16 protein-coding genes are annotated in these 13621 nt (G+C 67.7%); 10 read left to right on the plus strand and 6 right to left on the minus strand.

Annotated elements, in window-relative coordinates; translation table 11 throughout:
* Nucleotides 1-11 precede the first annotated feature (11 nt).
* Nucleotides 12-1673 carry an ABC transporter permease gene (locus AC0J5K_RS04350; RefSeq protein ID WP_074834612.1) on the plus strand — a complete coding sequence of 554 codons (1662 nt, stop codon included), beginning with the start codon at nt 12-14 and terminating at the stop codon, nt 1671-1673.
* Between the two features lie 141 nt (nt 1674-1814).
* Here the strand turns inward: AC0J5K_RS04350 and AC0J5K_RS04355 are convergent, their stop codons facing one another.
* On the minus strand, nt 1815-2828 hold the full coding sequence (locus AC0J5K_RS04355) for a Fe(3+) ABC transporter substrate-binding protein (RefSeq protein WP_048530291.1): 1014 nt from the start codon (nt 2826-2828) through the stop codon (nt 1815-1817).
* 166 nt (nt 2829-2994) lie between these two features.
* Here AC0J5K_RS04355 and AC0J5K_RS04360 point away from each other — a divergent pair, with 166 nt between their 5' ends.
* Both AC0J5K_RS04360 and AC0J5K_RS04365 read left to right on the plus strand, forming a co-directional pair.
* On the plus strand, nt 2995-3591 hold the full coding sequence (locus tag AC0J5K_RS04360; protein ID WP_074834613.1) for a LysE/ArgO family amino acid transporter: 597 nt from the start codon (nt 2995-2997) through the stop codon (nt 3589-3591).
* A 46-nt stretch (nt 3592-3637) separates the two neighbouring features.
* Nucleotides 3638-4540 carry a DMT family transporter gene (locus AC0J5K_RS04365; protein WP_048530293.1) on the plus strand — a complete coding sequence of 301 codons (903 nt, stop codon included), beginning with the start codon at nt 3638-3640 and terminating at the stop codon, nt 4538-4540.
* Between the two features lie 4 nt (nt 4541-4544).
* On the opposite strand, the gene AC0J5K_RS04370 is transcribed toward AC0J5K_RS04365, so the two are convergent.
* On the minus strand, nt 4545-5402 hold the full coding sequence (locus AC0J5K_RS04370; RefSeq protein WP_074834616.1) for a helix-turn-helix domain-containing protein: 858 nt from the start codon (nt 5400-5402) through the stop codon (nt 4545-4547).
* A 105-nt stretch (nt 5403-5507) separates the two neighbouring features.
* On the opposite strand from AC0J5K_RS04370, the gene AC0J5K_RS04375 reads away from it, so the two are divergent.
* Complete coding sequence (locus AC0J5K_RS04375; protein WP_048530296.1) at nt 5508-5711, plus strand: DUF2061 domain-containing protein; 204 nt, start codon at nt 5508-5510, stop codon at nt 5709-5711.
* 2 nt (nt 5712-5713) lie between these two features.
* On the opposite strand, the gene AC0J5K_RS04380 is transcribed toward AC0J5K_RS04375, so the two are convergent.
* A complete protein-coding gene (locus AC0J5K_RS04380) occupies nt 5714-6412 on the minus strand; it encodes an NUDIX hydrolase (RefSeq protein ID WP_274564656.1) in 699 nt (232 codons plus the stop codon).
* Between the two features lie 11 nt (nt 6413-6423).
* Nucleotides 6424-6885: a DUF983 domain-containing protein gene (locus AC0J5K_RS04385; protein ID WP_082154571.1), complete on the minus strand. Its 462-nt coding sequence runs from the start codon at nt 6883-6885 to the stop codon at nt 6424-6426.
* A gap of 219 nt (nt 6886-7104) precedes the next feature.
* Between AC0J5K_RS04385 and AC0J5K_RS04390 the strand changes: the two genes are divergently transcribed.
* From AC0J5K_RS04390 to AC0J5K_RS04405, 4 genes are all read left to right on the plus strand, one after another.
* Nucleotides 7105-7719 carry an EF-hand domain-containing protein gene (locus AC0J5K_RS04390; RefSeq protein WP_274564662.1) on the plus strand — a complete coding sequence of 205 codons (615 nt, stop codon included), beginning with the start codon at nt 7105-7107 and terminating at the stop codon, nt 7717-7719.
* A gap of 161 nt (nt 7720-7880) precedes the next feature.
* Nucleotides 7881-8474 (plus strand): RNA polymerase sigma factor, encoded by a 594-nt coding sequence (locus AC0J5K_RS04395; RefSeq protein WP_074834619.1) that lies wholly within the window; start codon nt 7881-7883, stop codon nt 8472-8474.
* Nucleotides 8461-8850: a hypothetical protein gene (locus AC0J5K_RS04400; RefSeq protein ID WP_074834621.1), complete on the plus strand. Its 390-nt coding sequence runs from the start codon at nt 8461-8463 to the stop codon at nt 8848-8850. Before AC0J5K_RS04395 ends, AC0J5K_RS04400 begins: the two co-directional genes overlap by 14 nt.
* A gap of 2 nt (nt 8851-8852) precedes the next feature.
* The gene (locus AC0J5K_RS04405; protein WP_074834622.1) at nt 8853-9344 is read left to right on the plus strand and encodes a periplasmic heavy metal sensor; all 492 of its coding nucleotides are present in this window, start codon (nt 8853-8855) and stop codon (nt 9342-9344) included.
* A gap of 6 nt (nt 9345-9350) precedes the next feature.
* Here the strand turns inward: AC0J5K_RS04405 and AC0J5K_RS04410 are convergent, their stop codons facing one another.
* Nucleotides 9351-10772: a diguanylate cyclase gene (locus AC0J5K_RS04410; protein ID WP_274564666.1), complete on the minus strand. Its 1422-nt coding sequence runs from the start codon at nt 10770-10772 to the stop codon at nt 9351-9353.
* Between the two features lie 96 nt (nt 10773-10868).
* Here AC0J5K_RS04410 and AC0J5K_RS04415 point away from each other — a divergent pair, with 96 nt between their 5' ends.
* A complete protein-coding gene (locus AC0J5K_RS04415) occupies nt 10869-11153 on the plus strand; it encodes a DUF3572 domain-containing protein (RefSeq protein ID WP_274564668.1) in 285 nt (94 codons plus the stop codon).
* Nucleotides 11150-11842 carry an HAD family hydrolase gene (locus tag AC0J5K_RS04420; RefSeq protein WP_274564670.1) on the plus strand — a complete coding sequence of 231 codons (693 nt, stop codon included), beginning with the start codon at nt 11150-11152 and terminating at the stop codon, nt 11840-11842. The genes AC0J5K_RS04415 and AC0J5K_RS04420 overlap by 4 nt, the downstream gene beginning before the upstream one ends.
* A 120-nt stretch (nt 11843-11962) precedes the next feature.
* On the opposite strand, the gene betA is transcribed toward AC0J5K_RS04420, so the two are convergent.
* The gene (gene betA, locus AC0J5K_RS04425) at nt 11963-13621 is read right to left on the minus strand and encodes a choline dehydrogenase (protein WP_274564672.1); all 1659 of its coding nucleotides are present in this window, start codon (nt 13619-13621) and stop codon (nt 11963-11965) included.

Here is a 13621-nt window from a genome sequence, read left to right on the forward strand (position 1 = left end):
AAAAAGCTCGGATGCCGACCGACAGCACCCTGAGCCCGCCCCGCCGCCGCCGTCATGCGGAACCGCTGCGCCTTTTGCGCGCGGCGGCCTATGCGGTGGCCGGGCTCTGCCTCTTGCCGATCCTCGCGGTGACGCTGGCCGGGGTCACCGGCGGGGTCGAAACGCTGACCCACCTGGCGCAGACCGTGCTGCCGCGTTACGCCGGCAACACCCTGGTGCTTGTCGCCTGCGTGGCGCTGGGCACGCTCAGCATCGGCACCGGCGCGGCCTGTTTCGTCACCATGACCGAATTTCGCGGCCGCCGGCTGTTCGAGATCCTGCTGGTGGTGCCGCTGGCCTTTCCGGCCTATGTGCTGGCCTATGCCTATACCCATCTGCTCGACCATCCCGGCATCGTGCAGAGCACCCTGCGCGAGGTCATGGGCTGGGGGCCGCGCGATTATTGGTTCCCCGAGATTCGCAGTCTCGGCGGGGCCGCGGCCATGCTGGTTCTGGTGCTCTATCCTTATGTCTACCTGCTGGCGCGCGCCGCCTTTCTGGGCCAGAGCGCGAGCACTTTTCACGCCGCCCGCGCGCTGGGCAACACGCCGCTTCAGGCCTTTCTCAAGGTGACCCTGCCGATGGCGCGCCCGGCGATTGCGGCCGGCGTGTTGCTGGCGACGATGGAGACCATCGCCGATTTCGGCACGGTGTCCTATTTCGGCGTCCCGACCTTTGCCACCGGCATCTACACCAGCTGGTTCTCCATGGCCGACCGTGCCGCGGCGGCGCAGCTGTCGCTCGGGCTGCTGGCCTTTGCGCTGACCCTGGCGGTGCTCGAGCGCCGGTCGCGCGGCGAGGCCAAGTATCATACCGGCCAGCGGGTCGAGCGGCTGACCCGGCTGCGGCTGCATGGCAGCTCCGAATTCGCGGCCTGGGCGCTGTGCGCGGTGCCGGTGCTGTTCGGGGCGGTGATCCCGATCGTCGCGCTGGTGATCATGGGGCAGGGCTCGGGGCAGGATCTTATGAGCCGGCGCTATCTGGGGTTCATCCAGAACTCGCTGGTGCTCGCCGGCACGGCGGCGCTCTGCACTCTGGCCGCGGCGGTGGTTCTGGGCTTTTTTCACCGCGCCGCACGCCGCCCGGGCGCGCGCTGGGCGATCTATGCCGGGCGGCTGGGCTATGCGGTGCCGGGCGGGGTGATCGCCGTCGGGCTGATGGTGCCTTTCGCCGCCTTCGACAACGCGCTGGACGCGGTGATGCGCGATTGGTTCGGGGTCTCGACCGGGCTGCTGTTCACCGGGTCGATCTGGGTCCTGGTCTTTGCCTATATGATCCGGTTTATGGCCGCCGCCATCGGCGCCTATGAGGGCGGGCAGAGCGCGATCAACCCCAATCTCGACGCCGCCAGCCGGGTGCTCGGCCAGTCGAGCTACGGCACCCTTCGGCGCATCCATCTGCCGATCCTGACGCCGTCCCTGCTGACCGCGCTGCTGATCGTCTTTGTCGACGTGATGAAGGAATTGCCGGCGACGCTGATCCTGCGGCCGTTCAATTATGACACGCTGGCGGTGCAGGCGCATCGGCTGGCGGCCGATGAACGGCTCGAAGGAGCGGCGGTGCCCAGCCTGGTGATTGTGGCGGTGGGCGTGCTGCCGGTTATCCTGCTCTGCCGCCGGGTGGGCCGGGAATAGCGGCGCAGACTGGCGCGGGAGCCTGCCGCCGCGCATTGCTTGGCTCCGCAGGTCGGCGAGGCACGGCGCTTGATCCGCTGGACAGAGAAAAGCCCCGCCTGCGGAACAGGCGGGGCCCTGGTCTTCGATCGGGCGCGGAGATTACTCCCAGCCGACCTGGTTGAAGATTTTCTGTGCGGTCGGGATGTTGCCGGCCACGGCGCTCAGATCGACGCTGTCGGGCTTGAAAAAGCCGAGCTCGGCCACCGAGGGGCTGATCGCCACACCGGGCACAGCCGGGTATTCATCGTTGCCGGCCGAGAAATACTGCTGCGCCTGATCCGAGGTCAGATATTCGAGGAACTTGATCGCGTTCTCGCGGTTCGGGGCGTTCACCGCCACACCGCCGCCCGAGAGGTTCATATGCGCGCCGTTGCCGTTCTGATCGGGAAAGACCCAGCCGATGCTGTCCAGGCTGTCGCTCAGACCGCTGACATCGGTGCGGATGGCGCGGGCAAAGTAATAGGTGTTCGACACGGCGATATCGCATTCGCCCGAGACGATGCCGCGGAGCTGGTCGGTGTCGCCGCCCTGCGGATCGCGGGCAAAGTTGTCCTTGACTGCCTGGGCCCAGTCGCGCGCGGCCTCTTCGCCCTCATGCTCGACGATGGCGGCCAGCAGGGTCTGCATGTAGGCGTTGGTCGAAGAGCGGATGCAGACCAGGCCTTCATACTCCGGCTTGGCCAGATCGGCATAGGTCGCGGGCGGGTTTTCCACATCGTTCTTGTCGTAGAAGATGATGCGCGAACGCTGCGAGAAGCCGAACCACTGGTTGTCGTCATCCTGGAGATAGGCCGGCACCCGCGCCTCGAGCAACTCGCTGTCGATCGCTTGCAGCACGCCAGCTTCCTTGGCGCGGGTCAGCCGCGAGGTGTCGACGGTGAGCAGCACGTCGGCCGGCGAGTTGGCGCCTTCGGATTCCATCCGCGCGATCAGTTCGTCGGCATTGCCTTCGATGCGGTTGATGGTGATGCCGGTCTGCGCTTCGAAATCGGAATAGAGCCGCTCGTCGGTGTCGTAGTGACGCGAGGAATAGAGGTTGACCTCACCCTCGGCCAGCGCCGCACCGGCGCTCAGGGACAGGGCAAGGATCGAGGTGACAGCGGTGTGCCGCATGTGTATCTCCATGGGTTGATATCTTACTAAATCTCTCGGTAATTGATCCGCAGGCGCGCTGCAATCCAATTCCGACAAAATAGATCGGAATATTTGCCGCGGGCGCTGCGCTGGACTTTCCGGTCCGGCCGCGCCAGAGAACGCAGCGAACAGGAACGGAGCGGACATGCAGGCGGCAGTCGCGGGATTTGCACTCGGGTTTTCCCTCATTCTGGCGATCGGGGCGCAGAACGCCTTTGTGCTGCGGCAAGGGCTCAAGGGGCTGCATGTTCTGCCGGTGGTGCTGACCTGCGCGCTGAGCGATGCATTGCTGATCGCCGCCGGCGTGGCGGGGTTTGGCGCTCTGGCCGAGGCGGTGCCGCTGTTCGAGACGGTGATGCGCCTGGGCGGGGCGGCCTTTCTGATCTGGTACGGGCTGCGCAATTTCCGCGCCGCGGCCGCGGGCGGCGCGGCGCTGGCTGACACCGGCGAAAGCACCCAGAGCCTGCGGGCGGCGGTGCTGACCTGCCTGGCGCTGACCTGGCTCAACCCGCATGTCTACCTCGACACCGTGGTGCTTCTGGGCTCGATCTCGGCGCAATATGACGAAAGACTGGCCTTCGCGCTGGGGGCGATGAGTGCCTCGTTTGCCTTTTTCTTCTCGCTGGGTTTCGGCGCCCGGCTGCTTCGGCCGCTCTTTACCTCGGCCCGGGCCTGGCAGATCCTCGACGTGGTGGTCGGGCTGACTATGTGGGCGATCGCGGCAAAACTCATTCTGGGATAACGCTGCGGGCCTTGCACATCCCGCCCGGGCGGGTCTTGATGCGCGCATGACAAAACCCCAGCCTTCCCCTGTGCGTGGCGTGTTCTGGATGCTGGTCACGGGGCTGTGCTTCGTGGCGGTGACGGCGCTCGTCAAATACCTCGACAATGCGGTGCCTTCCGCGCAGGCGGCGTTTCTGCGGTATGTGCTGGGGCTGGTCTTCCTGTTGCCGGCGGCCAGGACGCTGCTTGCCACACGGATGAGCCCGCGTCAGTGGCGGCTCTTTGGCCTGCGCGGCGCGGTGCACACCCTCGGGGTGATCCTGTGGTTCTTTGCCATGACGCGTATTCCCATCGCCGAGGTAACGGCGATGAACTATCTTTCGCCGGTCTATGTCACCATCGGGGCGGCGCTGTTTCTGGGTGAAAAGCTGGCTTTTCGGCGGATCCTGGCGGTCTGTATCGCGCTGCTGGGGGCGGTGATCATCCTGCGGCCGGGCTTTCGCGAAGTGAACCCCGGCCATCTGGCGATGCTGGGCACCGCGGTGCTGTTTGCCTGTTCCTACCTGGTGGCCAAGATCGTGGCCGACGAGGTGTCGCCGACGCTGGTTGTCGCCATGCTCTCGGTCACCGTGACCATCGGGCTGGCGCCTTTTGCCTTGGTCGTCTGGGTCGCGCCCGACCTGTGGACGCTGGCGGTCCTGTTTGCCGTCGCCTGTTTCGCCACGGGGGGGCATTTTGCCATGACCCTGGCGTTTCGCGCCGCGCCCCTGACGGTGACCCAGCCGATCACCTTTCTGCAACTGGTCTGGGCGGTCAGCCTCGGAGCACTGGTCTTTGGCGAACCGGTCGATCCGGCGGTGGTGCTGGGCGGCGGGCTGATCCTGGGCTCGGTCATCTTCATCACCCTGCGCGAGGCGCAGCTCAAGCGCCGCGAAGTGACGCCCGGGGTCAACGCGCCCAAGGTCTGAGCCCTCACATCTCCTGCAACAGCGTTTCGATGTGATCGCCCAGAGCGCGGGCCGGGACCGCGGCCTCGCGCACCAGGTGATCGAAATGCCGGGTGATGGCGCGCACCCGCTCGGTGTCGCGGAAGGCCAGGTAATTGCTGCCGAGATAGATCACCGCCTGCAAGGGGCCAAAGATCGTCAGCGGCGCGGAATAGAGCCGGCGGGCGTCGAACAGGCAGATGCGCATCCGCGGATAGAGCTGCGCAGCCAGCCGCTGCAACCGCGCGAGCTGGGCCTGGCGCAGATCGCGGGGCAGCCCGGCGTAATATCCTGTGCCGCCGGCAAAGCTGGCAAGTTCGAACATCGGCAGGGAGATCTCGTAGTCCGAGGCGGAATCGCGCATCCATTCCAGCCGCTCTTCCGAGGCGTTGATCGCCTGTTCGGCGGTGCGGCCCAGATGCGGCGTATATTCCCAATCCAGCACCTCGCGGGTCTTCAGCATGTCGGGCAGGGCAGGGGGAACATAGCGGATCTTGTAGCCGTCGGCCTCGAGATGCCAGTCGAAGATCTGCTGATCGACCAGCGCGCGCGGTGCCTCGGTGATGCGAAAGGCATTGGCGACAATGCGCGCGGCGCTCTCGGGTCGGTCCGACAGGCCCAGCAGCCAATCGGCCGAGACGCCCAGCGCCCGGGCACATTCCGCCACCACTTGGCCGTTGGGCAGGCGTGCGCCGCTGCCGGAGACAAGCTGTGACACGGTCGATCGATCAACGCCGATGTCGCGCGCCAGGGCGCTCTGGTTGGTGCCGGCCTGGGCCATCGCTTCGCTGACCCTGCTTCGGAAGGTTTCAGCTCTGACGCGCTTGTCGGTTTTTGCCATCATGTGGTGAATAATATCACAGATGCGGAATTTTGCTAACTATATTCCGAATGTCCCCACAGGCCTGACAGGCGTATGCCGAAGCCATATCAACAAATGGAGGCAGACTTGGAAACGCGCGAACGCACGATCGTCAAAGGTGTGGTGTGGATTTTCATGGGGCTGGTGGTGATGAGCCTCGTGGGGCTGCTTTTCACCGGCTCCGTGGCCGTGGGCGGCACCATGGCGCTGGTGAATTCTGCAATCGGCTTCGTCAACTACGTGCTCTATGAACGCTTCTGGGCCGGGGTGCGCTGGGGTCGGCAGGCCTGAGGTCAGTCCGGCAGGGCGCGGCCGTGCAGGCGCAGAAACAGGCTTTCCTCGTCGTCATTGCGAAAGAATGGCACCGAGGCGGGCGGCGCGGGGTCATCGACCCGCGCGGCCACCTCGGCCAGCACCACTTCGGTGATGAACGGCAGGTCGAGCGCCCGCACCTCGTCGAGCGCGACCCAGTGCAGATGGCTCAACTCGTCGCAGGCGGCCGAGAAATCATCCGGGTCCGAGGCCAGGTCGGCGGCATCGATCAGGAAAAACCGCGCATCGAAGCGCCGGGGCCGGCCCGGCGGGGTGACGGCGCGAAAAACGAATTGCAGCGGCGCGGCATCGGGCAGAAGGCCCATGTCGGCAAAGCCCTGCCAATCGGCCGGAACCGCGCCGGGCCAGCGGCCTTTCTGGCCAAGCAACAGGCCGGTTTCTTCCCAGAGTTCGCGAATCGCGGCGGCGGCAACCGCGTGGCTGTTGTCGTCGGCGCAATCCTCGCGCAGGCGATGGGCGCAGGGCAGGGCAATCGGACGGGCGAGCGGCACATCGGCATCCGCCGCATCCACCGCGCCGCCGGGAAAGACGAACTTGTTGGGCATGAAGGCCGCGGCAGCGCCGCGCTGACCCATCAGGATACGCGGCCGTGTCGCCCGGTCGCGCAGCACGATCACCGTCGCCGCGTCGCGTATCCCGGTCTTGTCGATGCTGCTCATCCTACCCCCTGTCAGGGGCGCGGCGCCTCTGGTTCGGCCGGTTTGCCAAATCCGTGCATCCTGCGCGCCCATTGAAATGCCACGATCATGCCCTTGAGCCTCGGCAGAAGATATAGCGAGAGCGCAATCGTGCCAACGCCAAATATGGTGAAGAGCACCAGCGGCTCGGGCCGCCAGGTGGTAAAGACAACCAACAGCAACGGCGCCAGAAGATGGCCCACGATCAGGATGGTGAGATAGGCCGGGCCGTCGTCGGCGCGGTGGTGATGCAGCTCCTGCCGGCAGACCGGGCAGGCATCCCGCACCTTGAGATAGCCGGAGAGCATCGGACCGTTGCCGCAGTTCGGGCACTTGCGCCGCCAGCCCTTCCAGAGCGTCGGCCAGAGCTCGCGTTCTGCCGTGTCGGGCCTGCTGCCGGGCCGCAGATCGACCGTCTCGACCGCATCGCGATCGGACAATTGATAATTCTTCATGGTCACCACCTCGCTAACCAAACCGAGACTATGAGCCTTCCAATGAAAAAAACATCGGACAATCCGTCCTTGCGGCGGGATGTCGCGTGAGCGCTCACGGCGACGTGATCAAAAAACCTGCGCAGGGCCGACGGAAGCGCCGGGCCGGCCCGTTTGAGGCTCAGATCGCGACGGAAAAGACCGCCGCATCGCAAGCAGGAAACCGAAAGGACGACTACAATGAGCAAGACACGCACTCCGCTGATCGGCGCGGCCCTCATCGCGGCCATCGCCCTGAGCGTTCCGGCAGGCAGCGCGCTGGCCAAGGGCGGCGCCGGCTTTGGCGGCATGGGGGGCGCAGCCGCTCTCGAGTTCGAGCATTTCGATCAGAACGGCGACGGCAGCCTGACCCCCGAGGAAATGCGCGACATCGGCAAGGCCCGCTTTGCCCGGATGGACGCCAACGGCGACGGCGAGCTGAGCGCCGAAGAGCTCGAGGCCGCGGCCGACGCGCGCCGCGACGCCCGCTTTGCGCGAATGATCGACCGTCTCGACACCGATGGCAACGGCACCGTCAGCGCCGCCGAAATGGAGGCCGGCCACGACAAGATGCGCAAGGGCGGGAAGATGGGCAAAGCGCATGCCCGCGGCGACAAGGCGCGCGGTGGCAAGGACGGTGGCGAACATCGCCGTGCCGACCGTGACGGCGCCCGCGGCGGCGCAGGTTTTGACCGGCTGTTCGCGCTGATCGACACCGATGGCAACGGCAGCGTCTCGGAGGCCGAATTCGACAGCGCCAAGGAACGTCTTGCGGCCCGCCGCCCCGGCAATGCTCCGGCCCCGACCGAGAACTGAGCCCGGCTTCGGGCGCGAGCTTTCATCCCTTTGCTCCCGCCCGGTCCGCGTCTCCCCCTGCCATGGCGGGGGGAGGCGTCGAACAGACCAGGGATGACCGCAAGGGGGCTGGCGGGATTGCCCGGTTCCCAAGCGCGACAAAAGGATTTAGGCCGCGGTATATGGACATGGCGCTCGACGCAACGGACGGGATCAGTGACGAGGCATTGCTGGTGCTCTACGCCAATGGCGACGGGCCGGCGGCGCGTGCCCTGACGCTGCGGCTGACGCCCCGGGCCTATGCCCAGGCCTTTCGCATGCTGGGCGACCGCGCCGAGGCCGAGGACGTGACACAGGATGCGCTGATGCGCCTGTGGAAGATCGCGCCCGACTGGCGGCAGGGCGAGGCGCAGGTCAGCACCTGGCTTTGGCGGGTGGTGGCCAACCTGGCCACCGACCGGCTGCGCAAACGCCGCCGGGTTGCGCCGCTCGAGGACGCCGGCGAACCGGTGGACGACACCGGCGACGCCCCGGCACAGATGCAGACCGAGGCGCGACGCGCCGCCCTGGCCGGGGCGCTGGCCAAACTGCCGGAACGGCAGCGCCGGGCGGTTGAACTGAGGCATTTCGAGGGGTTGGGCAACCCCGAGATCGCCGCCATACTTGGGATCAGCGTTGAGGCTGTCGAAAGCCTTACCGCACGTGGCAAGCGGGCCCTGGCCCGCGCGCTTGAGGGCCGCAAGGCAGAACTGGGGTACACCGATGACGAGGTCTGACAAACTGGGCGAGGAGGCTTTCCTCGAGGCGCTGTTCGAGGAAGAACGGCAGGCGCGCCGTCCTTCTGGCCCGGAGGTCTCGCCGGAGCTGCTGGCGCGGGTGATGACCGATGCCGAAACGGTGCAGGCCGGTTTCGACACAGCTAAATTGCCGGAACGCAAAGCGCCGCCGCGCCCGGGTCTTTTCGCGCAGCTTGGCGCGGCGCTGGGCGGCTGGCCGGCCTTTGCCGGGCTGGCGGCGGCGTCGGTCAGCGGGCTGTTGATCGGCATCAGCCCGCCTGAGAGCCTCAGCGAGACGGCGGCCTATTACACCACCGAGGAGGCGGCGCTTTATGATCCGGTCTCCGGCTTCGACTTCGACCTTGGGGAAGGCTGACCATGGCGGACAATACCAAACCACGCCGCATTTTGCCGGGCCTGCGGGTCGTGCTGTTTCTGTCCCTGGCGATGAACCTGGCGATTGTCGGGCTGGTGGCGGGCTTTCTGCTCACCGGCGGGCCGGGCAAGGCGCCGCCGCGCAACCCGCGTGACGCCGTGGCGCCTTACACCCAGGCCCTGACCCGCGACGACCGCAAGGCGATCGGCCGCGAATGGTTTCGCGAGATGCGCAAGGAAGGCCCGCGCGAGGCGGTGCGAGAGCGGGCCCGGGCCGAATACCGCGAAGCGCTGGCCGTGCTGCGCGCCGAGCCGTTCGATGCGGGCGCCTTCGCCGAGGTGCTCGATCGCCAGAACGCCCGTGCCGCCGCGCGTCAGCAGCGCGGCCAGGAGATCCTGGTGTCCTATGTGGCCGCGATGAGCCCCGAGGGCCGCGCCGCCTTTGCCGACCGTGTGGCCGAGGCGCTGGAGCGCGGCGACCGGCGCCACAAGTAACCCCGCTCAGGCCGCCGGGCGGCGCAGTTCGACCTGGTTGCGGCCGTGCGCCTTGGCCTTGTAGAGCGCGGCATCGGCATCCCGCAACAGCGCCTCGGGCCGCAGCGGGGCGGCACCGGCGGCGGCGCCCGGCGTGGCCTGCGGCCGCGCGATCATCACGCCGATCGAAATCGTGATGCGGATCGGCGCCTCCTGCCCGGGAATGGCGAAGGGCGCGTCCGACACCGCGGCGCAGAGCCGGTGCGCGGTGCGGTTGGCCCGGTGATCGGCGGCATCGGGCAGCACGACGAGAAACTCCTCGCCGCCGATCCGCGCCACCAGGTCGACGGCGCGCAGATTTTCGCGCAGCCGCCGCGCCAGCTCCGACAACACGGCATCGCCGGCGGCATGGCCAAAGTTGTCGTTGACCTTCTTGAAGTGATCGAGATCGGCAACCATCACCGCGAAGGGCCGGCCCAGACGGGTCGCCCGCTCCGAGATGCGGGTGATATGGGGCAGGGCGTAGCGGCGATTGAACAGCCCGGTCAGCGGATCGGTCACCGCCGCGCGGAGCCCTTCGCGCACCGTGCTGCGCAGCCGGTCGGCCATGCGTTTGCGCGCCACCAGCCGCTCTACCCGCAGGGCGATCTCGGCGGGCGAGGTATCGGCCGGGGCGACATCGTCGGCCCCCAGATCGAGCACTGCGGCCGCCAGCGGCCCGGCGTTCTCCGGTGCCAGCACCAGCACCCCGGCATAGCGGGTGGCGGCGCGGGCGCGCAGGTCGGGCAGGATCTGTATTTCCGCATCCGCCTTGCCGGCATCGAGCGCGATCACCAGCACATCCGGCGTCGCCCCGGCGGGGCCACCCGGCGGCCGGTTCAGCGGATGAAACACCTCGCGCGGCGACATCAGGTCGAGCCGATGCGGCAGCAGCCCGCGCAGCTCGCGCAGCCGGCCGGCCAGGCCGCGCCGCTCTTCGGCGATGATCCCGATGCGGGCCGGAAGATCGAAGCGCGCCGCCGGTTCCGACAGGCCCAGCGCGCGGTGGGTGCCGTCGCGCATCCGCAGCTCCATCTCGGTTTCGTGGCCACGCAGCAGCGCCCGCAGCCGGGCCAGCAAGAGCGCGTCGCAGCACGGCTGATCGAGGATGCTGCTGGCCCCGGCCTCAAGCGCGGCAATGCGGGCATCGGCGTTGTTTTCCGATGCCATCAGCACGATCGGACAATGCGCCGTGGCGGCAAGGCCGCGCAGCCGGCGGCAGAGATCGACCGGCGAGGCATCGCCCAGCCCGCCGATGAGGATCACCGAGGGGGTCTTGCGGCGTACCTGCTCCAGCGCTTCGGCGGCGCTCACCGCCTGTTCGACCTCGTAGAAGGCCGCCGCCAGTTTGACTTTCAGAACGATGCGGTTGGTCGCCACCGCATCGACAAGTAGGATTTGCCGTGCCAACAGTGAACCCTCGGGTCTTTCCTCAATCTTGTGTTAAGTTTTCGGCCCGAAGAGTTAAGAAATTCTTTCCACGCGGTAACATTCGGGAGCGCACATATGGCGTATACGCGGGAATCTGCCGAAACCCTGGGCTTGCAGGTCCTGGCTTGGCTGGTGGCGCAGGAGGATCTTGTCGGGGTCTTTCTCGGCTCGACCGGGATGGCAGAGGCCGATCTGCGGCAGCGGGCGGCCGAGCCGGATTTCCTCGGCTCGGTGCTGGATTTCATCATGATGGATGACGCCTGGGTGATCCGGTTCTGCGATGCCCACGGGCTGGCATATGAGCGGATGATGCTGGCGCGTGCGGCGCTGCCCGGCGGCGCGCAGGTGCATTGGACATGACGATCAGGGCCATCGCCTTTGACAAGGACGGCACGCTGTTCGATTTCGGCGCCACCTGGGATGGCTGGGCGGCCGGGGTGATCGCCACGCTGTCGGACGGCGATGCGGCGCTGGCGCAGGCGATGGCGGCCTCGGCGCGCTACGATCTGGAGCGGCTGACCTTCGAGCCCGACAGCCCGGTCATCGCCGGCACCGCGCGCGAGGCGGCGGAATGTTTTGCCCGCGTATTGCCCGGCCGTTCGGTGGAGCAGGTCGAGCGCTTTCTCGACGCGGCCGCCCGCAATGCGCCGCTGGCCCCCGCGGTGCCACTGGCGCCGCTGCTCGGCGCCTTGACCGCCCGCGGCCTGCGGCTTGGCGTGGTGACCAATGACACCGAAACCTCGGCGCGGGCGCATCTGGCGGCGGTCGAGGTCACCGGGCTGTTCGATTTCATCGCCGGGTTCGACAGCGGCTATGGCATGAAGCCCGATCCGGCGCCGCTCCTGGCCTTTGCCAGTGCGGTCGAGATCCCGCCGGAAGACGTGGTGATGGTGGGCGACAGCACCCATGACCTGATTGCCGGCCGCGCGGCGGGCATGGTCACGGTCGGCGTGCTGACCGGCCCGGCCCGGGCCGACGCGCTGGCGCCGCATGCGGATGCCGTGCTGGCCGACATCGGTCATCTGCCCGACTGGCTCGACGGACGCTGAGATGACCCGCGCGCCCCGGCGCGGGGGCCGGGGCCTCCTGGCGCGCGGGCCGTTTCCCGAGGTGCGCGCCTTGGGCGGAGAGGTCCCGGCGCGGGGGCCGGGACGGGGGCGGACTGACGGTCAGCGCTGGCTGGTTTGCCAGTCGGGGTGAATCCAGGGCTCGGCGTTCTCCGGCGGCAGCGGGCTGCGGCCGAGGATGTGATCGGCGGCTTTCTCCCCCACCATGATCGAGGGTGCATTGAGGTTGCCATTGGTGATCCGCGGAAAGATCGAGCTGTCGGCCACCCGCAGCCCCTCGACGCCGATCACCCGGGCCTCCGGGTCGACCACCGCGCCGGGATCGTCGCGGGCGCCCATCCGGCAGGTGCCGCAGGGATGATAGGCGCTTTCCACGTGCTCGCGGATGAACCCGTCAAGCTCGGCATCGCTCTGCACATCCGCGCCCGGCTGAATCTCGGCGCCGGCAAAGGGTTGGAAGGCCTCCTGGGCAAAGATCTCGCGGGTGAGGTGGATGCAGGTGCGGAAGTCTTCCCAATCCTTGGCATGCGACATGTAGTTGAACTGGATTTTCGGCGCGTCCCGCGGATCGCGCGAGCGCAGGCTGACCGAGCCACGCGAGGGCGAGCGCATCGGGCCGACATGGGCCTGGAAACCATGGCCCTCGGCCGCCGCCTTGCCGTCGTAGCGCACGGCGATCGGCAGGAAGTGATACTGGATGTCCGGGTAGCGCACACCCGCGCGCGAGCGGATGAAGGCGGCGCTTTCGAACTGGTTCGAGGCGCCCGGCCCGCGCCGCGCCGCCAGCCATTGAAGCCCGACCCAGGCCTTGCCGAAGAGGTTCCAGTACTTGAACAGAGAGACCGGCTGCGAGGCGGCCATCTGCACATAGAGCTCGAGGTGGTCCTGAAGGTTCATCCCCACGCCGGGGCGGTTGGCCAGCACCTCGATGCCATGCGCCGAGAGATGCGCGCCGGGGCCCACGCCCGAGAGCATCAGCAGCTTGGGTGAATTGATCGACGAGGCGGCGAGGATCACCTCGCGGCCGGCATGCACGGTGTCGCGCCCGCCATGACGCAAAAGCTCGACGCCGGTGGCGCGGCCCTCCTTGATTACCACCCGCGTCGCCAGCCCGCGCACCAGGGTGCAGCGGCCCGTGGCGCGGGCCGGTTTGAGGTAGGCCCGCGCCGCCGACCAGCGTTCGCCCCCGTGAATCGTCGAATCCATCGGGCCAAAGCCTTCCTGCTTGGCGCCGTTGTAATCCTCGGTGGTCTCGTAGCCCGCCTGTCTGCCGGCTTCGACAAAGGCCTTGACCAGCGGGTTCTCGCGGCTGCCGCGGCTGACGTGCAGGGGGCCGTCGGTGCCGCGCCAGGACGGATCGCCGCCATGGCCGCTGGCGTGCCAGTTCTCCATCCGCTTGAAATAGGGCAGCACATCCGCCGCCGCCCAGCCGCTGGCGCCGGTGTCGCTCCAGTGATCGAAGTCCTCGGCATGACCGCGCACATAGACCATGCCGTTGATCGACGACGAGCCGCCGATCACCTTGCCGCGCGGACAGGCCAGCCTGCGGCCGCCGAGATAGGGCTCGGGCTCCGACTGGTACCCCCAGTCGTAGCGCTTCATGTTCATCGGGTATGACAGCGCGCCGGGCATCTGGATGAACGGCCCCTTGTCCGAGCCGCCATGCTCGATCACCACGACGCTGCGCCCGGCTTCGGTCAGGCGGTGGGCCAGTGCGCAGCCGGCGGACCCGGCGCCTACGATGACGTAATCGGCCTGCAT

The sequence above is a fragment of the Marinovum sp. E3 genome, assembly GCF_055755275.1.